General features: G+C 64.4%; 14 protein-coding genes. 8 read left to right on the forward strand and 6 right to left on the reverse strand.

What is annotated here, in order from left to right; all coding sequences use genetic code 11:
* The 4 genes from KA184_16565 to KA184_16580 form a co-directional block, all read right to left on the reverse strand.
* Positions 1 to 472 (reverse strand): glucose-1-phosphate cytidylyltransferase (locus KA184_16565; GenBank protein MBP8131193.1); only part of this gene is annotated, 472 nt, incomplete at its 3' end.
* A gap of 33 nt (positions 473 to 505) precedes the next feature.
* Entirely contained in the window at positions 506 to 1,750 is a 1,245-nt protein-coding gene (locus tag KA184_16570) for a methyltransferase domain-containing protein (protein ID MBP8131194.1), read from the reverse strand.
* 58 nt (positions 1,751 to 1,808) lie between these two features.
* On the reverse strand, positions 1,809 to 2,297 hold the full coding sequence (locus KA184_16575; protein ID MBP8131195.1) for a hypothetical protein: 489 nt from the start codon (positions 2,295 to 2,297) through the stop codon (positions 1,809 to 1,811).
* A gap of 81 nt (positions 2,298 to 2,378) precedes the next feature.
* Positions 2,379 to 3,278 carry a glutaminyl-peptide cyclotransferase gene (locus tag KA184_16580; protein MBP8131196.1) on the reverse strand — a complete coding sequence of 300 codons (900 nt, stop codon included), beginning with the start codon at positions 3,276 to 3,278 and terminating at the stop codon, positions 2,379 to 2,381.
* 216 nt (positions 3,279 to 3,494) lie between these two features.
* Between KA184_16580 and KA184_16585 the strand changes: the two genes are divergently transcribed.
* The 6 genes from KA184_16585 (at position 3,495) to cyoE (ending at position 15,330) form a co-directional block, all read left to right on the forward strand.
* Positions 3,495 to 5,117 (forward strand): 2,3-bisphosphoglycerate-independent phosphoglycerate mutase, encoded by a 1,623-nt coding sequence (locus KA184_16585; protein MBP8131197.1) that lies wholly within the window; start codon positions 3,495 to 3,497, stop codon positions 5,115 to 5,117.
* Positions 5,118 to 5,178: 61 nt separating this feature from the next.
* Entirely contained in the window at positions 5,179 to 6,333 is a 1,155-nt protein-coding gene (locus KA184_16590) for a glycerate kinase (GenBank protein MBP8131198.1), read from the forward strand.
* Positions 6,334 to 6,373: 40 nt separating this feature from the next.
* Entirely contained in the window at positions 6,374 to 9,367 is a 2,994-nt protein-coding gene (gene glnE, locus KA184_16595) for a bifunctional [glutamate--ammonia ligase]-adenylyl-L-tyrosine phosphorylase/[glutamate--ammonia-ligase] adenylyltransferase (protein ID MBP8131199.1), read from the forward strand.
* 134 nt (positions 9,368 to 9,501) lie between these two features.
* On the forward strand, positions 9,502 to 10,374 hold the full coding sequence (locus KA184_16600) for a glycerophosphodiester phosphodiesterase family protein (GenBank protein MBP8131200.1): 873 nt from the start codon (positions 9,502 to 9,504) through the stop codon (positions 10,372 to 10,374).
* A gap of 117 nt (positions 10,375 to 10,491) precedes the next feature.
* Positions 10,492 to 13,050, forward strand: a complete 2,559-nt coding sequence (locus tag KA184_16605; GenBank protein MBP8131201.1) for a DUF4838 domain-containing protein — start codon at positions 10,492 to 10,494, stop codon at positions 13,048 to 13,050.
* Positions 13,051 to 13,380: 330 nt separating this feature from the next.
* Positions 13,381 to 15,330 (forward strand): heme o synthase, encoded by a 1,950-nt coding sequence (gene cyoE, locus KA184_16610; protein ID MBP8131202.1) that lies wholly within the window; start codon positions 13,381 to 13,383, stop codon positions 15,328 to 15,330.
* Between the two features lie 10 nt (positions 15,331 to 15,340).
* Here the strand turns inward: cyoE and KA184_16615 are convergent, their stop codons facing one another.
* Positions 15,341 to 17,227: a glycosyltransferase family 39 protein gene (locus KA184_16615; GenBank protein MBP8131203.1), complete on the reverse strand. Its 1,887-nt coding sequence runs from the start codon at positions 17,225 to 17,227 to the stop codon at positions 15,341 to 15,343.
* 62 nt (positions 17,228 to 17,289) lie between these two features.
* Positions 17,290 to 19,440, reverse strand: coding sequence for a hypothetical protein (locus KA184_16620; protein MBP8131204.1), 2,151 nt, complete (start codon positions 19,438 to 19,440; stop codon positions 17,290 to 17,292).
* 95 nt (positions 19,441 to 19,535) lie between these two features.
* Here KA184_16620 and nadC point away from each other — a divergent pair, with 95 nt between their 5' ends.
* The gene (gene nadC / locus KA184_16625) at positions 19,536 to 20,438 is read left to right on the forward strand and encodes a carboxylating nicotinate-nucleotide diphosphorylase (protein MBP8131205.1); all 903 of its coding nucleotides are present in this window, start codon (positions 19,536 to 19,538) and stop codon (positions 20,436 to 20,438) included.
* Positions 20,431 to 20,701 (forward strand): hypothetical protein (locus KA184_16630; GenBank protein ID MBP8131206.1); only part of this gene is annotated, 271 nt, incomplete at its 3' end. The genes nadC and KA184_16630, both read left to right, overlap by 8 nt.

A 20,701-nucleotide genomic window follows, 5' to 3' on the forward strand; every position in this document is an offset into this window, starting at 1 on the left:
CCTTGCCGCTGTCGAGGAACCGCTGCATGTAGTCGAGCAAGGGCAGGTCGGTAAGCCCGTCGCTGTAGTTCGCGAGGAAAACCTCCTCGCCTTCGAGAAACGGCTGGACGGCCTTGAGCCGTTCCCCAACGCAGGTGGTCAGGCCCGTATCGACAAAGGTGACGCGCCAGTTGCTAATGTCGCTATGGAGCAATTGCAGGGTCGTGCCGCCGTCCGCCAGCACGAAATCATTGCCCAGGTATTCGTTGTAATTGAGGAAGAATCTCTTGATCACGTCGGCGCGATAGCCAAGGCACAGGATGAAATCGTTGAACCCGAAGTGGGCGTAATATTTCATGACGTGCCAGAGCAGGGGGCGCTGCCCGCCGAGAGGGACCATCGGTTTCGGCACCTCTTCCAGGGCGCCGCCCGCCTCCGGGCTCAGGGGACGCAGGCGCATTCCCAAACCGCCGCAGAATAGAACGACTTTCATGACCTCCCTCTCATGGGCGGCGCGCGCCTCCGTTCACGGGTATACGGCAACCTCCGGAATGGGCACGATGAAGCGCCCTCCCCAGTCCTGAATATACGCCATCTGCCGCACGATTTCCTCCCGCAGATTCCAGGGCAGGATCAGCAGGTAGTCCGGCCGGGTCCCGGACACTTTCTCGACGGGAAAGATTGGGATGTGCGTGCCGGGGCAGTATTTGCCGTGTTTGAATGGGTTACGGTCCACCACATAGTCGAGGAAATCGGTGCGGATGCCGCAGTAATTGAGCAAGGTGTTTCCCTTGCCCGGCGCGCCATAACCCGCGATGGACTTGCCTTTGCGTCTTGCCGCAATCAGGAATTCAAGCAGCTTATGTTTCGCGGCGATCACCTTCGGGGCGAAGGACTGGTAGAAATCGAGCCCGAACATGCCTTGTTCCTGCTCGACGCCGAGGAGGTGGCTGACGCGCGCCTCGCGCGCGAACCGGGCGCTCTTCTGATGGCACGCGTAGATGCGCAGCGAACCGCCGTGGGTGGGCAGTTCTTCCACGTCGAAGATGCGCAGGCCGTGCGCTTCGAAGATGCGCTGCGTCACGCAAAGGGACAGGTAGCTGAAGTGCTCGTGGTAGATGGTGTCGAACTGGTTGCCCTCGACCAGGCGCAACAGGTGCGGGAATTCCATCGTGACCGCGCCTTCCGGCTTGAGCAGCAGGCGCATTCCCTCCACGAAATCGTTGATGTCCGGCACGTGCGCCAGCACGTTGTTGCCGATGATCAAGTCGGCGGTTTTCCCTTCCGCGGCGAGTTCCCGCGCCAGTTCCACGCCGAAGAAGCGCGCAAGCGTGGGCACGCCCTTGGCGCGCGCGGCCTCGGCCACGTTCGCGGCCGGCTCGATGCCGGTCGCGGGGATGCCGCGCCCGACGAAATACTGGAGCAGGTAGCCGTCGTTGCTGGCGATCTCGAAGACCTGGTTCGCGCCGGTCAGGCCGAAGCGCTGGACGGCCATTGCCACGTAGGCGCGCGCGTGGGCCAGCCAGGAATCCGAGTAGGACGAGAAATAAGCGTAGTGGCTGAAAATGGCCTGGGGGCTTACGTATTCCTGCAGCTGCACGAGGAGGCATTGCTCACACACCCAAACGTGCAGCGGGTAGAATGCTTCCATCTGATTCAAGTGGGCGGCGGGCACGAAACTCTCGCACAAAGGGGACATGCCGAGGTCGACGAAGGTGAGGCGCAGCGGCGCGCCGCAGAAACGGCATGTGGTCTGACCGGTCACGCTCATTCTTGTGTGCCCCATTTGCTGTTGCCTGGACGCATCCATCGTCCGCCCGCGGGCGGGGTCACGGCGCGCACAGGACGTCGAGAAAACGCAAGCCCTCGCGCACGGATCGGCTGAACTGTTCGGGCGCGGGCGCGGGCTCTCCCGGCGCCCAGGCCAGGTAGATGCTCTGGCGCACGATTTCGCAGTAGTCCGGGCTGAACGGGCGGTCGGGGATATTGTTCAGCGTCAGCAGCAACCCCTGCAGTTCGTCGTACACCTGCTGTTCCAGGGGGTCGATGCGCCCATCGACGACGGACTGCTCGTAGGCCGCTGCGCGCTGGCGCAGGCGGTCTTTGTATTGGGCCAGCCGCGCAAACCGGGCCGCGCCGTCTTCGATTGCGGCCAGTTCCTGCTGTACTTGCTGCGCCTCGGCGTAAAACCCGGCGATCCCCTGCTGTATGGCTTCGGGGCTGGCTGTTCCCGGCTCATGGTCCGTGGCGCAGCCATTGATGGCGCCGGCTATGAGCAGGAGCGCCGCGGTCATGCCTGCAAGTGTCGTGCGTCTCACATTCTCCTCCGTTTCCAGGCTGCGACGGCGATCATTAAAACACAGGCGCTAACCACTATGCCACTATGCCCCTCGCGGGCTTCACCGGCGGGGCGGCGTGGCGCCCTTCGGCGCGGGCGCGAGGTCGATCTCGAACAGGTACGGCCAGTTCTTGCCCGTGACGAAGAGACGGTCTCCCGCGGCGTCGTACGCGATGCCGTTGAGCACACCGGGGGGCCTGCCGCGGCACTGCGACGCGAGCAGTCCCTTCAGATTAATCCATCCCGTCACGTTTCCGGTTCCGGGGTCGATGCGCACGATGTAATCGGACTGCCACACGTTCGCGAACAGTTCGCCGTTTACCATCTCGAGTTCGTTGAGCATGGTCACGTAGCGGTCTTTGTCACGGACCTTGATCGTGCCCAGTACCTCGAAGGTCTCCGGGTCCAGGAAATGGAGCACATGCGAGCCGTCGCTCATGATCAGGCGGCTGCCGTCATAGGTGAGGCCCCAGCCTTCGGTCGCGTACGAGAACTGGCCGAGCAGCGCGAAGGATTGGCGGTCATACACGAAGCCGGTGTTCTCCCGCCACGTAAGTTGGATGATACGGTCGCCCACGACCGCGATGCCCTCGCCGAAATAGTCTTTGTCGAGGTCGGTCTGCTGGATTACCGCGCCGGTTTCGAGCGCGACGCGCCGCAGGGACGACACGCCGTGCAGCCCCGTGCCCTCCAGCAGCATGCCCTCTTCATAGACAAGGCCTTGCGTGAATGCTTCCGTGTCGTGCGGGAAAACCCGAACGATTTGATAGGTGTATACCGGGGTCGCGGCAGGAGGCGGTTCGCCTTCCCCCTCCGTTTCGCCTTCGCCTTCCTGCACGGGCGGCCCGCTTGGCGGCCCGGACGGCCCGGGCCGGCAGCACACGCCGGCCAGCAGCAGGCATACGCCCGCCGCGTAAGCCAGAAGACGGGTCCCGGCCCGCTGTGGGGGTCCGAACGGCATATGGAGGATCCTTCTTTGCAGACGCATTAAACCTGATCGGCGGAGATGGGGGCAAGTCCTTGGCGCGGTTACGATTCCAGGCCTGACGGGGGATTCGATTTCTTGATTCGTGATGTCCGGCCCGGTACACTGCCTTTCTCCAAGCGGCGCGCATAACGGGCGCGCGCCGCGAATGTCCGGCCTGATTTCCCCAACGGGGTCAAGGATTGTCACGCAATGAGTCAGTATGTGTTGAAGCCGCTGCCAGGTTACGCGCCCTTCGAGGGGCCGCTGGTGCTGGTTATCATGGACGGTGTCGGCCTGGGGAAGCGGGACGAATCGGACGGGGTGTTCCTGGCGCACACGCCCGTGCTGGATGCGTTGATGGCGGAACCGCTGTACGTGCGGCTGAAGGCGCACGGGATGGCCGTCGGGCTGCCCAGCGATGACGATATGGGCAACTCGGAGGTGGGGCACAATGCGCTGGGCTCGGGCCGGGTCTTTGACCAGGGCGCGAAGCTGGTAAATGCGGCGATCGCGTCCAAGCGGTTGTTTGAAGGCGAGGCATGGAAGGCCGTGGCGGCGCGGGCGCTGTCCGGCGGCGCGGTGCATTTCATCGGCCTGCTCTCGGATGGGAACGTGCACAGCCACATCAGCCAGTTGCTCGCGCTGCTGGACCGTTGCGCGGAGGAGCGTTTCGCGCGCGTGCGCGTGCACGTGCTCACCGACGGCCGCGACGTCGAAGAGCGGTCCGCGCTTGGTTACATCGCCACGCTGGAACAAAAGCTGCGCGACCTGAGCACGGACGGACGGGACTATCGCATTGCCTCGGGCGGCGGCCGTATGGAAGTGACCATGGACCGGTACGAGGCGAACTGGAAGATCGTCGAGCGGGGGTGGCGCACGCATGTGCTGGGCAAGGGGCGTCCGTTTGCGTCGGCGGCGGAAGCGGTGCGGACCTATTACGACGAAGACCCTAACGTCACTGACCAGCACTTGGGCGAGTTCGTGATCGTCGAAAACGGGAAGCCGGCCGGCGCAATCAACGACGGCGACGCGGTGGTTTGTTTCAATTTCCGGGGCGACCGCGCCATTGAATTGTCGCGCGCGTTCGAAGAGTCGCCGTTTCCGTACTTTGAGCGCGAGCGCTGCCCCGACGTGTTCTATGCGGGGTTGATGCAGTACGACGGCGACAAGCTGATTCCGAAGCATTTCCTGGTGGAACCGCCGGAGATCGCGGGCACGATCAGCGAATACCTCTGCGGTGCGGGCGTGCGGGCCTTCGCCGTTTCCGAAACGCAGAAATACGGCCACGTGACCTATTTCTGGAACGGCAACAAGTCGGGCTACGTCGATGAAGCGCTCGAATTGTTCGTGAACATCCCCTCGGACGTGGTCACGTTCGATCAGCGGCCCTGGATGAAGGCGGGGGAAATTACCGACGCGACGTTGAAAGCGATCCGGTCCGGCGACTGGAAGTTTATCCGCCTGAACTATCCCAACGGCGACATGGTCGGCCACACGGGCAATCCCGCCGCGGTGCGTATTGCCGTCGAGGCGGTGGACCTGGGGCTGGCGCGTCTCCTGCCCGCGGTGCGCGAGAAGAGGGGCGTGCTCGTCGTCACGGCGGACCACGGTAATGCGGACCAGCTGTTTACGGTCAAGAAGGGCAAGCGCGAGCCGCACGTGGCGCACACGTTGAATCCCGTGCCCTTTATCATAAAGGATTTCAGCGGCGGGGACGCGTTTCGGCTGGCCGGCATCGCGCAGCCCGGTCTCAGCAACGTGGCCGCGACGCTGCTGGCGCTGCTCGGCTTTCAGAAACCGGAAGAATATGACCCCGCTCTGGTGCGTCTATGATTGTAGATTGTACCGCGCGCCATAACCGTTACAACGTGAAACGGGAGGTCGGCTTGGTCTCATGCGCGTAGTCATTGCGCCGGACGCTTTCAAGGAATGCCTGAGCGCCAAGGCTGTCGCGGATGCGCTGTCGAACGGCTGGCGGCGCGCTCGAGCGCAGGACGATTTGCGCTGCGTGCCCATGGCCGATGGCGGCGAAGGCACGGTGGACGCGCTGGTCGCCGCGACGGGCGGCCAATATATCGAGCACACGGTAACGGGCCCCCTGGGAACGCCGGTCACCGCGCGTTACGGCGTGCTCGTCGGCGGTATGATTGCCGTCATCGAGATGGCCGCGGCTTCGGGGCTTGCGCTGGTGCCGCCGGAATCGCGCGACGCGGCGCGCGCCACCACGCGCGGCGCCGGAGAGCTCATCGCGCACGCGCTGGACCGCGGGTGCCGCCGCATCATCGTTGGAATCGGCGGCAGCGCGACCAACGACGCGGGCGCCGGCATGGCGCAGGCGCTCGGTATTCGCCTGCTGGACGCCGAGGGGCGCGAACTGCCGCCGGGCGGTCTCGCGCTGCGCGGACTTGCGCGAATCGTGACGGAGGGGCGGCACCCCGGTCTTGCGGCATGCGAGGTGCTCGTCGCCTGCGATGTGGAGAATCCTCTTTGCGGCCCGAACGGCGCATCGTTGTTTTACGGGCCGCAGAAGGGCGCCGACCTCGCGACGGCCCGCGCGCTCGACGACGCATTGCGCCATTTTGCGGATGTCGTGGGAGAGCAACTCGGCGTGGACGTGGCCGATGTGCCGGGCGCGGGCGCGGCGGGCGGCCTCGGCGCCGGTCTGTTCGCGTTCACCGGCGCGCGGCTGCGCCCCGGCGTCGTCTTGGTCGCCGAAGCGTGCGGCCTTGAAGCGCATATTGCGGGCGCTGACCTCGTGATTACGGGTGAAGGCAGGATGGACCGGCAGAGCGTTTTCGGCAAGACGCCCATCGGTGTTGCGCACATGGCCCGCAAACACGGCGTGCCGGTGGTGGCCGTTGCGGGCGCGCTCGAACCGGGCTTTGAATGTGTATACGATCACGGCATTACCGCTGCGCTGAGCATTGTGCGCGGGCCGATGCCGCTGAGCGACGCGATCGCGGGAAGTGAAACCGCCTTGGCCGATACGGCGGAGTCGTTGGCCAGAATCTGGGGTGTGCTGGCCCGCGCGCGCGGCGGGCCAGCGTAGGAAGCGCGCGCACAGGCGTGCTCCGCCAACAGAGACTGTTATGCATCCCGCATTTGAACATATCGTCTTCGCGGACGCGCCGCAGGCCGCACGTTTTCTGGACGGCCTGATGCGCGGCGGCGATGATTCGCTATTCGCGCATCTCGCGGCGGCGCTGGTGGAGACCGCGCACCCGAGCCAGTCGCTGGTGCGCCTCGAGCGGTACCTCGAGGCTGTCCCCGACCGCGCCGCCGTACTGGAGCGTTTCAGCAGCAGCCTCGCCTCCACGCGCCTGGCTGTCACGCTCTTCAGCCAGAGCCATTTCCTGACCGATATCGTATGCCGGGAGCCGGAGTTGCTGCCCTGGTTGTGTGACTCGGCGGAGCGTTCGCGGCCCCGCTCGCGCGACGACATGCTCGCCGACCTGCTGGCCTTCGAGGGGGTTCCGGAAGACTACGAGACGACGCTGCACGCCTTGCGTACATTCCGCCGCCGCGAAATCGCGCGCATCGCCATCCGCGACATCTTCGAGCACGCGTCCGTGCCGTCCTTGACGCTGGACCTGTCCAATCTGGCCGATGCCACGCTCGAGGTGGCGCTGCGCGCGTCGCAACACCATGCGTCGCGCCGGTTCGGGCAGCCGCGGTGCGTGGACGCGGCGGGCAGCGCGCGCGAGGCAAGCCTTGTCGTGCTGGGCATGGGCAAACTGGGCGGACGCGAGCTCAATTTCAGTTCCGATATCGATTTGCTCTTTCTGTATACGGACGAAGGCCAGACGACCGGCGACGGCGGGCGCGTCACGGCGAACGCGGACTATTTCCGCAAGGTGGGCGAGCTATTGATCAGGGCCGTGTCCGAGCAGACGGCGGGCGGCCAGCCTTTCCGCGTGGATATGCGGCTGCGTCCCTTCGGCGCGACGGGGCCGCTCGCAATCAGCCTGGAGGCGGCCATCGATTATTACACGACCTACGGCCGCGCATGGGAGCGGCAGGCGTTGATCAAGACGCGTTCCTGCGCGGGCGATATTGCGCTTGGCGACGCGTTTATCGAGCGCATGAGACCCTTTGTGTTCCCCCGTTTCTTTGACGACGAAACCCTCGACGACATCCGAGAGACGAAGCGCCAGGCGGAACTGCAGATCGAGCGGCGCGGCGAGACGGACCGGGAAGTGAAACTCGGGCGCGGCGGTATCCGCGACATAGAATTCACCGTCCAGATGCTGCAGCTGCTGAATGGCGGCGCATGGCCGGAATTGCGGACCACGAACACGCTTGAGGCCATTGAGGTGCTTGGACGCCGGCACTACCTGTCGCCATTCGAGGCGAACGCGCTTGCGAGCCATTACGCGTTCCTGCGCCGCGTCGAGCACCGGCTCCAGATAGAAGGCAGCCGTCAGCGCCACGCGCTGCCCGCGGAGCCGGAAGCGCTCGACGAGTTCGCGCGGCAACTGGGGTTTGTGGACGGCGCATCGTTCATGAACGTGTATCGCGATTACACGCAGGAAACGCGCGCGATTCTCGACCGCTTTCTGGCCGCGAAAGGTTCGGGCGACCTCTGGATCGGCGATCTCCTGAATCCGCGATCGGACGGCCACGTGGGCGCGCCTCGTTTGACCAAACTGGGATTCCGAGAACCCGAACGCGCGCGAAAAGCCCTGCTCGAACTATGTGTCGGGCCGCCCGACAACCCGCATACGCAGCATGTGCGCCAGGACTTTGCTGACGTTGCCCCGGGCCTAATCCGCGCGCTGGGCCGCGCCGCCGACCCCGATCGCACGCTGATGCGCCTCGCGACGCTCTTGCCGCGCGTTGCCACGCCCGGCGCCCTGTACCAGATTCTGAAGTCGAAGAGGGAACTCAGCGAATACCTCGTGCAACTGGTTTCGAACAGCGAGTATTTGATGACCATCCTCGTGCGCGACCCCGGACTTTTCGACCTGCTCGGCACCGGCGAGGCGCTCGATACGCCGGCCACGCGCCGGGAACTGCGCGAGGAACTGCGCTTCCTCGCAAGCGGGTACGACAAGAGCGCCGCAATCTACCGGTTCCGTGACGGGGCGATGCTGCGCGTCGGCCTGCGCGAACTCGTGCGCGACATCGCGCTGGCGCAGGTCGGCGATGAATTGACGCTCATTGCGGAAACCGTGCTGGAACATGCCCTCGCTGACGCGCGCCGGAAAGCCGCGGAAAGGTATGGCGCAACGGATACGCCGTTCGCCGTGCTCGGACTCGGCAAGCTGGGTGGTTGGGAGATGGGCTACGGCAGCGACCTCGACCTCATCTTCGTCTATGACAGCGACGGCGGCGGGCCGGGCGGCATGTCGGCGCAGGAGTATTTTTCCGCCGTGGCCGCGTACACCATCAACCGGCTCACCGACCACACCCGTTACGGGGTCCTGTATGACATCGACGCGCGGCTGCGGCCCGACGGCAACAAGGGAATGCTCGCCGTGGGACACCGCCGCCTGGACGAGTACTATCTTGACGAGGCGCAGTCGTGGGAGCGGCTCGCGCTGATGAAAGCGCGCGCGGTCGCGGGCGACCTGCGTTTTGGCCTGCACGTGGAGCGGCAGGTGAAGGACCTTTCGTTCTCGCTGCCGCTCAGTTCGGATACGCTTGCGCGCATCGAAACGCTGCGTTCGAAGCTGGCCGAGCAGTCCACGCCGCTCGATCTCAAGCGCAGCCCGGGCGGCATTAATGAGATCGAGTTCATCACGAGGCTCTGGCAACTGCGGTATGTTCACGAACTGCCGGAACTCAAGCGCGGCGACGTCTTCGGCGCGCTGGATATTCTCATGGAGAATGGTCTTGTGGACCCGCCGAAATGCGCGGCGCTCTACGACGCCTATGGCCAGTTGCGGCGCATTCTCAACCGCATCCGCATGATGCACGGAGGCCACGAAACGGATTTGCCCGCCGACCCGGAAAGCCGCCGCGAACTCGCGGCCCGCCTCGGCATCGTCACGCCCGACTTGGCGGCATACGTCGATGAACACAAGAAGCGGGTCCACGCGATCTACAACGAAACGCTTGAGCACGGCCCGGCAACGGCGTAAGGCCGCCGCAATGCCTGCAAGCCTCGGGGCGGCCCCTGCCTGCGGGTGGCATCCGCGCCCGCGAAACCCGCGGAGACAAGAACCGGTCTTACCCAGCGGGTATGGTTATCTGACAAACAGAGGGTGTTTGCCTCATGACGGTGGGATTCGCCGTTCTAGGCCTTTTCGTGAACAGTGTCGTGTCAGTGAACGCCGCGGCGGGGGACCGCCTCAATCTGCCCGATGGCTTCCTGCTCGTTGCCCATCGCGGCGGCGTGGTCACGGAGACGACTCCAGAAAACAGCTTTGCCGCGCTTGAAGAAGCGATCCGCCGGGGTTACACCCACGTTGAAGTGGACGTGCAATGCACCGCGGACGGATACCCTGTTTGCCTGCATGACCGCAGCCTCAAACGTGCTGCAGGCGTGGATGGGCTTATTGACAAGCTCACGCTCGCGGAGGTGCGCGACCGCGCGCCGGAAGAGAGGGTGCCCGGCTTCGACGCCTATTGTCAGCGGTGCGCGGGGCGTATCGGCCTGATGGTGGACATCAAGATGTGTCCGGAATCGTTGCGCGGCGTGTTTGCGGAACGGCTGCGCGGCAGTCTGGAGCGGCACGGGTTGTCGGGCAACACCTTGTTCATAGGCCGGTCCGAACTCCGGCCCTATTTGGAAGGCGGGGGTCTGATGAACTGGCGCGGCGGCGCGGCCGCGCTGGCGCTCGCGCAGGACATAGGCCGCAACTTCTTCGTGTTCCGCCATGCGCCCGACCTGGACCGGGAACGCGTCCGGGCGTATCAGGCGCGCGGACTCCAGGTCATTGTCAGCATCAACACCGCTCATTACCGGGGCCGGGATCCCTTGGCGTCCGGCGCTCGAGATGCAGCCGCCATGCTGGCCCTGGGAGTCGACGGGCTTCAAATCGACAGCGAATACGAGCCCGCGGTGAAAGCATTCTTCAAGGACAGACCCGCCGTGACGGACGACAGACACCCCGCCGCGCTGGCGGATGCCCGGCGCGACGAATAACGGAACCGAGTTTGGAGCCTCCTGCCGCTTCCCCGTGGCATGCCTTCGCGCCTGACACCAGCGCCCCGGATTTGCTACCCTTTTCCGGAGGCCGGTTGCGCCTTGGGAGATACGGGCATGTCAGGCTGGAAATTGTGGACTCCTGCTCTTCTGCTGGTCTTGGCGGCCTTGCCTGCCCAAACGGCGGCTTGGCTCAGCGCTTGTGAGTACGCGGACGCTCAGATTGTGGTCGCGGATAGCGCGGCGCCGTCCGAACAGTATGCCGCGCGTGAGTTCCAGAAGTATTGGGAACGCTGTACGGGGCACAGGCTGCCTGTCTCCCACGACGCGGCGCCGGGCGTCACGACGATCTGGATTGGCCGCGATGGGATGCGCCTCGTGGACCGCCTCAACCTCGACGGTCTGGGCGACGACGGATTCCACGTGCGTTCCGTTTCGCTGCATCAAGAACGGGACATGCAGTACCTGTCGTTCCGCCGCGAGACGCGTCTGCCGTTGCGTGCGCGGCACTTGCTGATTGCAGGCGGCCGGCAGCGCGGCACGCTATACGGCGTTTACCAGTTTTTCCATGATTGCTTTGGCGTGCGCTGGTTGACGCCTGAGACGACGCATATCCCACCGCCGCCGGACGAAATCCCCGAGCTCAACTGCCGTTTTGTGCCGCCCATTCCCTACCGCGACACGAATTACTGGGTGTTCACGCGCAACCCGGAATTTGCGGTGATTCACCGGCTCAATGGCAACAGCGTTTCCGCGATAGCCGGCGAGATGGGCGGATTCATCGGCTACGCAGGCGGATTCGGCCACACCTTCCACGACCTCGTGGACCCGGAAGTATATTTTGAAGAACATCCAGAGTATTTTTCGGAGACCGGCGGCGAGCGGACGAAGCGTTCGCAACTCTGCCTGACGAACCCCGAAGTCGTTCGCATCGCCACGGAAAGCGTGCGCGAACTGCTGCGCGCCAACCCGCCCAACCGCCGGATTGTGAGCGTCACGCAAATGGACTGGCCGTTCTGGTGCGAATGCGCGAACTGCGCGGCCGTGGACGCGCGGGAAGGCTCTCATGCGGGCACGGTTATCCAATTCGTGAACATGATCGCGGAAGCTGTCGCGGACGAGTTCCCTGACGCGATGATTGACACCTTCGCGTACACCTACACGCGCAAACCGCCGAAGCATGTGCGCCCGCGCGATAACGTAGTCGTACGGCTGTGTTCGATCGAATGCGATTTCGCGCGCCCGCTCGCGGACCGTTCGAGTGACGCCAACCGCGCGTTCCAGCGCGACATCCAGCAGTGGTCGCGCATCACGAAGAACCTGTATATCTGGGACTACACGCAGAACTGGCACGCCTTCCAGGGGCCGCACCCGAATGTCCAGGTCCTGCAGCCGAACGTGAAGTTTTTTCTCGATCACGGTGTCAGCGGCGTTTTCGAGCAGGCCGCCCACTCGCCAGGCGCCGATTTCGAATATCTTAAGGCCTACATTCTTGCGCAGGCGCTCTGGGACCCGGACGTGGATTGGCGCACGCTCTACGATGAGTTCCTCGCGTTGTATTACCGCGAGGCCGCGCCATTCATCCGCGAGTATCACGCCCTGATCACGAACAAGGTCTTCGCGGACAATTACGCGCTGGGCATCTTCTCGAAGAGGGAGTGGATGGACTACGCGACGGTTGAGAAGGCCGAGGACATCTTCCGGCGAGCTTTCGCAGCGGTCCAAGACCCGGAAATCATGGAACGGCTCAAGCGCGCTTATCTTCCGGTGCAGTACGCGGCATTGACCTGTCCGCCCGTGGTGGAAATCGCTGAAAACGCATATCTCCTGCGCCGTCCGCCCAGCCTCACCTTTGACGAGTACTGGAAGGTGCTGGAAGGCTACGGAGTAACGCATCTGGCCGACCCGGGGATCGAGGAATTCCGGCGGCGGCTGAATGGCCAAACGCCGCCGCGTCAGCAAGAGATTCCCTTCGCGCGCCTGGAAAATGACGCCTGCGAGGTGTGGATAGTGCCTGAAATCGGCGGGTCTGTCGTGCGTTTTCGCGACAAACAAGGCGGGACGGAGTTATTGCGGGGGTTTCAGACTCCGTTTGCCGGCGCCGGCATGATGCAAGAGTGGAACATCATAGACCCGAAGGACCCGCATATCGAGGAGATAGTGGCAAGACGATACGAATGGCTTGACGGGGAGCCGGGCGGCGTAGCCGTCCGCGCGAAACTCGACAATAGTCTGGTCATTACCCGCCGGATGCGCCTCGCAGACGACGGACTATACGTGGCGCTGGAATTCTCGAACGGCGGCGGCGACCTTGTCGTGCCGCGCGTCAAGCTGCATCCGGAATTCGCGTATGACGCCCATCGCGACCCTGAAATCTGGTTGTACCGCGACGGTGCGTGGTCACGGCAGCCCCTCCTTTTCACCACTGGCAGCGAAATCGCGGCGGAAAGACTTGAGGCGGCCGGCGTCACGCGCTGGGCCCTGCGGCTGCCGAAACGCAGCGGTTTTCTCGTGAATACGGTTGATCCAGAGCAACTCGACGCGCTCTTCTACTTCTACAACCGGTCGACAGGGTGCGTGAATCTCGAATTGTATCCCATTCAGGCGCCCTTGGAACCCGGCGAATCCAGACTGCTCGAGACCGCCTATTGCATCGCGCCGCGGTTGCCCTCTTAGCACGCCATTTCAGAAATACGGTCACGCGTGGAATGCGCGAGCATGTTTGCGCTCTGCTCTTTGCGGAGCTTGCCCCGTCAAGTGGGCCGCCGGGCAGCGAGCTGCCCCAAAGAAGCGGCGGCAAGCTACCGCACTCCCCGTGAACCGCGGCAATACGTTAGCGAACCTGTAGAACAGCCCAATTGGCCCGCCAATGCCGCGATTCGGCTGCCCGACGCGCCGGATTGCGGCATTTCCGGGAATTTTAACCCTCTCATGTGCGGTTCCTGCCTGAGACGGGGGATAACAGGAGCCGCCTGCGGTCAGGCCGGTACGCCCCGTGAGAGTATTGTGGAAAAAAGACCTCAGATACCCTTCGCGCTATGGTGTCTCGCGGCTGTATTGTGCGTGGCAACGCTGTGCCTCATCTTTCTCGGCGGGCAAGTCAAGAGCCACGAAGCAGGGCTTGCCGTGCCCGATTGGCCCCTGACCTACGGCCAGAACCCCATCACCTATCCGTATCAGGACTGGGTCGGCAACATTTTTCATGAGCATTTTCACCGGTTGTGGGCGGGCAGCGTGGCCACGCTGACGCTGATCTTGGCGCTGTTGCTGCAATTCTTTGAGCCCGCGCGCTGGCTGAAAGGGATGGGCTGGCTTGCGGTTTGCGTGGTGTTATTGCAGGCGACGCTGGGCGGGCTGACAGTACTCTTCAAGCTCCCCGTACTCATATCGAGTTCGCACGCGCTGCTTGCCCAGACCTTCTTTGCGATTACGATTGTCATCGCCTTCGGGCTCTGGCGCGCGTGGAACCAGGAAGTCGTGCCCGAACAGACTGCACACGCCGGGAGCCTGCTCCGCTGCTCGTACGTTCTCATCGCACTCGTATATCTACAGCTTTTCCTCGGCGCGCTGATGCGCCACACGGAGTCGGGGCTCGCCGTTCCCGACTTTCCGGCAACAGGCGGGCAGTGGCTGCCGCGTTTCGATGGTGCGATGCTCGCATGGATCAACGACTGGCGTTTCGAGCATGCGAACGCGTTGGGCCAGGACCTTGAGCCGGTGACGATGGGCCAGGTCGTCATTCATTTTCTGCACCGTGCGGGCGCGTTGGCCGTGCTGTGCGGCGGGCTGCTCCTGACGCTTCAATCGTACCGTCAGCGGGCGGCTCACCCCTTGCTGTTCCGCACCGCCGGATACCTTTGGGCATTACTGCTCGCGCAGATCACGCTTGGCGCGCTTACCGTCTGGACGGCGAAGACCCCCTTGATCACGAGTCTGCACGTTGTCACAGGCGCGGCATTTCTCGGGTTCAGCGTGGTCTATGCGGCCCGCGCGTGGGTGCGCACGCCGTCTGCAACGCCCGCGCTGCGGGACCGCCCCTCGCTTGAGAGCAAAGAAGCAGGTTCGGGGCGTTCGGCACGCGCCCGGTCGCGGGGCTCGCGGCGGTTCCGCGCATATTTGGAACTCACGAAACCGCGCATCTTCACGATGGTGATGATTACGACCGCGTTCGGTTTCAGCATGGGCCGGGGCGGTCCGCTGCCGTTGTATCTGCACGTAATCACACTGCTGGGCACGGGGATTACCGCGGCGGGCGCGGGCGCGCTCAACCAGTATTACGAGCGCGAAGTGGACGCGCTCATGAAACGCACGCGGCGGCGGCCCTTGCCCCAGCACAGGATTGCGCCGGGCAACGCGCTTGCGTTTGGTCTGGTGCTCACGTTGTTGGGCGGAGCCATGCTCTGTCTGTTCGTGAACGTGCTGTCCGGCGCGCTCGCGTGGCTCAGCGCGCTGCTTTATGTCGGCGTCTACACGCCGCTGAAGCGCTATTCATGGCTGAACACGACGATGGGCGCCATTCCGGGCGCGATCCCGCCGCTCATCGGCTGGGCCGCCGCGACGGGCCAAATCAACCTCGGCGGGTGGGTCCTGTTCCTGATCCTGTTTCTCTGGCAGCACCCCCATTTCTACAGCATCGCGTGGATGTTCCGGGACGACTACGGGCAGGCGGGATTCCAGATGCTTCCTGTCGTGAAGCCGGACGGCCGCGCCACGCTGCAACAGAGTCTCGGCGCGGCAATCCTGCTCGTTCCGATAGCGTTGATGCCGACGTTCGTGCGCGTGGCGGGCTGGCCCTATTTCGCTGGCGCATTGGTTTGCAGCCTGTGGTTTGCCGTCGTTTGCGCGCGCTGGCGCATGACCCGCACCAACCGCGACGCGCGCGGCGTCCTGCGCGCGTCGGTCATCTACTTGCCGCTGCTGCTCCTGCTCATCATAGCCGACGCGGTCATCAGTTGAGCCGCCGCTCTCACGGGTCCCCGCCGCCAAGCAGCGTCAACGGGTCCCGATTACCCAGCAGCAGGTAGTCTTTATTGGTAACGGGCCCGTAAACCGCATAGCGGAGCGCTTCCGCGGCGCCGTATTCCTCCAACAGCTTTTCGCGCGTGAGATAGAAATAGGGCGCTGGCCCGTCGAGCCCCGCGCGGATGTGCGTCATGTCTTGAACTTCTTTGATGGGACGCGCCGCGTAAAATGCGAACGGCGGTTTCAACACCGTTGCCTCGACCGTGTATCCTTGCGCAATCAGCCGCCCGCAGAGCACGCCCAGCTCTTTCGGTGAACGGCCGCCGGTATAATGGAAACCGCGCGTGAGCAGTCCCGCGGTCATCACGAGTGCCACCGCCACGGCGACGCGCGTGAATGGACTCGCCGCACGCCGCCGCCAAGGCAGATAGAGCACACCTATCGCCGTGCAAGCGAGAATTGCGGTTTCCGTGAATAGCACGGGGTGAAACTCGCCGAAAAACACCCAGGGGACCAGCCCGGCCGCGCCCACGGTCAGGATGCCCTGTACGAGCCGCCGCCACCAGTTCAAGTATGCGCTCCAGTGGGTTTCGCAGTTTCCCTCAACGTACAGCGCGAACTGGCGGCCCACCGGCATGAGCAGGAACGGGGCCGCGGGCAGCACGTACTTGTTCTCCTTGCCCGCGATGAGACAGAACGCGAATACGCTGAGCAGGCCCATGAGAAGACTGAAGCGGTAGAAACGGTCGCCTTCGTTCCAGCAACGCTGCGACAAGTGCAAGGGCAGCAGCAGGCCCCACGGCGCGAGGATGATCGGCAGCATGTACAAATAATAGAAGGGGCTGCCGGCATTGATCGCCGTCGCGCTGTGCGTGCGCTCGATTACCTGGTCCGACAGCAGCGCGCGGATATCCTCCCAACCGATGCGCTGCAGTACGAGCAAGGCCCAAGGCGCCGTGACCGCAATGCCGAGCGCGAGCACGACCAGCAGAAACGGCAGGCCGCGCAGAAGTTCTTTCCCCGCCGCGCGAATTCCGGTAATGGTCCAGATAGCGGCAAAGAGCGCGAGGGCCAGCGGAAAGGGTGTTGATATCCCGGCAAACCCGGCCAGCCAGAGCGCGACGGCGAGGGCAAATACGGCGAGCGTCCAGCGCGCGGGAGCGCGCAGCGAGAGTTGCGGCGTTTCCCGTGACGTAATGCCCCATGCCAGGAATGCGGCTATGACGAAGATGTAGGCGGGCGGCCCCTTGAGCAGGCTGGCCGCGCCCAGCGATACGCCGCCTGCCAGCGCGCAGCCGAGTGCGCGTGCGCGCGACGCCGCCTCGAGCGCGGCGTACAACGCCATGACGGTCAGGAACACCGCCAACGTCAGCGGCACATCCAGATTGGCCCAACGGGCGTTCAAGAGCACATACGGGGCAGAGGCGGTGGCCATGGCGGTCCAGCGCGCGGTCAGGTCGCCCGCGCGCCGTCTGAGACCTGCATACACGCAAACGCCGAGCAGGACGCCCGACAATGCCGTTGGCACGCGGCCCAGAAACTCCGAAGGGCCGTCTGCTGCCGCGTACAGCGCGGCAATCGCCCAGAACAGCAGGGGCGGCTTGTTGAGATACGGCTGCCCGTTCAACGTGGGGACGACATATTCGCTGTCGCGACACATCTCGGCGGGCGGTCCCGCGCGTTGCGCCTCGATATCGTCCCAGACGTCCATCCGCCCGAGTTCGAGAGACACGGCGAGGCCGATCAGGCAGGCCAGCAACAGCGCGAACCGGCCCGGTGATATCCGGGCGAGGAATTCGCCCGATATGCCCGGCGGCAATTGGGTTCTCGCGGGTGCGCTGCCGTTCACGCTCGACCCTTGCGGTTGCGGTTGTTGCCCTGGACGCATCATGGTCTGCGCCTCGGGCAATAGATCATGGCCCAAGAAGCCCGACGGTTCAAGCCGCTGTGGCGTTACCCCAATTCCACAAGCACTTCGTGGCGCCCCTCCGTCAGGTCGAGCCAGGCCGACCGGTGCGGCCTGCCGTCGATGCTGATGTGCTTGACCTTGCCCCGTCCTCGCCATGTGACCGCGTACACGGCGTGTTCGTGGCGCAGATTGAGCACGCGCGTGAGGGGGTAGTTGTCGATGGGGCGCGGCACACCGATGTGCCACCCCTGTTTTCCGTAGTCCAGGCCGTAATGCAGATGCAACACGATGCCGAAGTAGGGGCTGTTGTCGAGCAGGCGTCCCGCGGGCAGGCGCCGGGCGGCGGCGGTCAGTTCGGAGAAATCGTTGGGGCTCACCGGCACGTGGCCGCCGAAGGGCGCCTGGGTCAGCGGTATGCTCGAGTCCAGCGCATGTTCGAGCACGGCGTGCAGCAGGGTCGCCGCGTGGGGGATGTCATGCCGCAGCCGGACGCACACGTCCAGCAGCGTCATGAACGTGTCGCAGAGGTACGGCGGGTATTTTGGCGCGGCGCGGCCCCGGGCATACGTGCACTGGCTGTCGATCCAGTCGTAGGCCGTCTCGATCAGTTCGGGATTCTCCACCAGCCCGAGCCAGAACGGCACGACGTTCTCGTAGAGCGCGAAATCAGTCCAGGGCGTGCCGGTGCGGACGCGCCGCCCCGTTTGCCAGTTTTGACGGCGCGGGCCGATTTCCGCCGGTTCTCTGTAGTCCAGGTGATTGATGAAAATGCCGCGCTCCGGGTGCCATAGGCCGCCATACTCGTATGAGGTCAGGGCAGCCTGTTGCAGTGCCTCCGCTTCGCGCCGCCAGCGCGCCGCGTACGAGAACTGGCCGATGGCCTCTTCAATGAACGCTAGGCGGTTCAATGCGGCATAACACAACGCGGTGAAGTAGGGTTCCTTGCCGATCAGAATGCCCTGCGCATCCCATGTGCGCGCGGTAACCGGCAGTGGCTCATCGTGCGGCCGCAGCGACAACAGGTATTCCGCGCAGCGGCGCATGGGTTCCAGGTCGGCCCGTGCGCATATTTCGTCACGGTCGAGCGAGAAGCAGCGCCCCGCCATCATGAGCAGTTCCGCCACGGCATCGTCGTTCATGTGCGCGGCGGGCCATGCGGGGTCTTTGACGCTATCGGCGCGGAACGCGTCGTTCAATTGCGCGCGGAGCAGGCCCTGTGTCGCGGCCGGCTCGACCAGATACAGGAATTCCGAGGCCCACGCGATTTCGCGCGGCGATGCGGGGGGCGCCGCGGCATCCTCCGTGAGCACGCTCCCGCGCGCCCGAACTTCCGTATGCGTTGCCCCGGTGATATTGAGCGGCAGGCAACCCAGATACATCTGCGCGTAGAATGGCCCGAAATCGAGTGTGGCATCGCTGAACAGGCAGGCGCGGCGCCCCACGAAGTCGCTGGCAACCGCGGTTGCCCCCCAACTGCAGTTGAGAAAGACCATGGCCCCCGCGCGGCCTTCCCAGAAGATTTCCCACACCGGCTCATGCACCCTGCCGGAAGTGTCGCGGCCGCTGTCGGGCTCGCCCGGCGCGGGTTCCCGCACCCAGGCCGTGTGCTCGATGCGCGCATCGCCGCCCGACGGGCGCTCCAGCCGGAAACAGTTCTTGGGAAAAACCGAGTAGAAAAGCAGTTCCGTCTCGTCCGCGCTCTCCAGTTGAGGGAGCCGGTCCGTGCAGGGGGCAATGCCCCCAAAGACGATTTGCCGGCCTTTTCCTGTATGCCAGGCTTCCAGCGTCTGGCTCTGGCTCGGCACGACTACCCGGAAGACGAGCTGCGTATCCGGGTCATCCGGCTGGCGCACCCACTCGAAGCGCATGGAAAGCGGGTCCACGCGGATGCGCCATTCCTCTTGAAATCCGTCCGCATACGCCGCCGTGCCCTGCAACACCTTGCGCCCGTACGCGGCATGCGGAAAGTCCATGGAAACCCATTCCACTTCGGTCACCGTGCCGTCCGGCAGGCGGCGTCCCGCAAACAACTGACACAAGATGCCCTCAAAATGGGGCGTCTTGCCTTCCTGCTGTACGGAGCGGAATAGAAGCCGGCAATCGTTGCACTGGTGCACATCGCGCGCATCATGGATTTCCACCGCGCCCCGTTCCACAACGAGCAGCGTGTTATCGGATAGGTCAAGATAAGGCATCTGCGTGGGTCTCCCCGCGCCTCATTATCGTGTCTACGGCATCACGATGCAATGGGGGCTTGGGCGCGTGTCCGGCACGGCATGGCCGTGGCCGCATGCAAATCGCTTTGGCGTGCGGTTTTGTGCTACCATACCCTTTCCAAGCGGGAGCGTACTCAGTGGCTGAATTCTCAGTGGACAACCTTGTCCGCGCGGCTCTGGAAGAAGATATTGGCCGCGAGGACATCACAACGAACGCGACAGTACCGCCGCAGGCCCGGTGCAGGGCGCGGCTGGTTGCGAAGCAGGCGGGCGTCTTGAGCGGGATAGTGCCGTTTCGCCGCGCCTTCGAACTGCTGGACGCCGGTGTGCGGGAGTGGCAGTCGGCGAAAGACGGCGACCGTTTCGCCGCGGGCGAGACGCTGGCGACGTTCCACGGCCTGACGCGCGCGGTACTGACCGCGGAACGCACAGCCATGAACCTGATTCAGCATTTGTCGGGCGTGGCAACGCTTACGGCCCAGTATGTCGATATGCTGCAAGGACTTACGTGTCGCGTTTGCGACACGCGAAAAACTACGCCGGGCCTGAGGTATCTGGAAAAAGAGGCGGTGGCGCATGGCGGCGGCGCCAACCACCGGCAGACGCTCTTCCATGGCGTGTTAATCAAGGAGAACCACATCACGGCGGCGGGCGGCATCACCGAGGCCATCCGCAAGGTGCGCGGCATTGCGCCGCATATTCTGCGCATCGAGGTGGAAGTCGGTTGTATGGAGCAGATGCGGGAGGCGCTTGCGGCCGGCGCGGACATTATCATGCTGGACAACATGTCGCTCGAGGAAATGGCGCAGGCGGCCCGGGAGGCGCACGGGCTGAAGGTGCTGCTCGAGGCCAGCGGCAACGTGACCTTGGAGCGCCTGCGCGCCATTGCCGCCACGGGGGTGGACTTCATCTCCGTGGGCGCGCTGACGCATTCGGCGCCGGCCGTGGACCTCTCACTGCTGATCACTAATGGTTGACTCGGTCGATACATGGCAGTTGTTGCTGCCGCCGTTGCATACCCGGACCGTAGGCCGCCGGGTGCTGTTCCATGACACCGTCGATTCCACGCAGGCGCTTGCCATGGGCCACCGGCAGGACGGGTTCGTTGTGGTTGCGGATGCGCAGACTGCGGGCCGCGGTTGCAGCGGCCGCTCCTGGCATAGCGCGCCGGGGCTGGGACTCTGGCTGAGTGTCTCGCTGCGGGGCGCGGCAGCCGGTTTGACGTCCGCCGGGGCGCTTG

The organism is Candidatus Hydrogenedentota bacterium (assembly GCA_018005585.1).
GTDB lineage: Bacteria > Hydrogenedentota > Hydrogenedentia > Hydrogenedentales > JAGMZX01 > JAGMZX01.

Bases quoted from the DNA above. Each gene is read 5' to 3' on its own strand.
- KA184_16570 (MBP8131194.1), bottom strand. From the start codon at position 1,750: ATGAGCGTGACCGGTCAGACCACATGCCGTTTCTGCGGCGCGCCGCTG.
- KA184_16600 (MBP8131200.1), top strand. From the start codon at position 9,502: ATGACGGTGGGATTCGCCGTTCTAGGCCTTTTCGTGAACAGTGTCGTG.
- glnE (MBP8131199.1), top strand. From the start codon at position 6,374: ATGCATCCCGCATTTGAACATATCGTCTTCGCGGACGCGCCGCAGGCC.
- KA184_16580 (MBP8131196.1), bottom strand. From the start codon at position 3,278: ATGCCGTTCGGACCCCCACAGCGGGCCGGGACCCGTCTTCTGGCTTAC.
- KA184_16585 (MBP8131197.1), top strand. From the start codon at position 3,495: ATGAGTCAGTATGTGTTGAAGCCGCTGCCAGGTTACGCGCCCTTCGAG.
- nadC (MBP8131205.1), top strand. From the start codon at position 19,536: ATGCAAATCGCTTTGGCGTGCGGTTTTGTGCTACCATACCCTTTCCAA.
- KA184_16620 (MBP8131204.1), bottom strand. From the start codon at position 19,440: ATGCCTTATCTTGACCTATCCGATAACACGCTGCTCGTTGTGGAACGG.
- KA184_16590 (MBP8131198.1), top strand. From the start codon at position 5,179: ATGCGCGTAGTCATTGCGCCGGACGCTTTCAAGGAATGCCTGAGCGCC.
- KA184_16615 (MBP8131203.1), bottom strand. From the start codon at position 17,227: ATGATGCGTCCAGGGCAACAACCGCAACCGCAAGGGTCGAGCGTGAAC.
- KA184_16605 (MBP8131201.1), top strand. From the start codon at position 10,492: ATGTCAGGCTGGAAATTGTGGACTCCTGCTCTTCTGCTGGTCTTGGCG.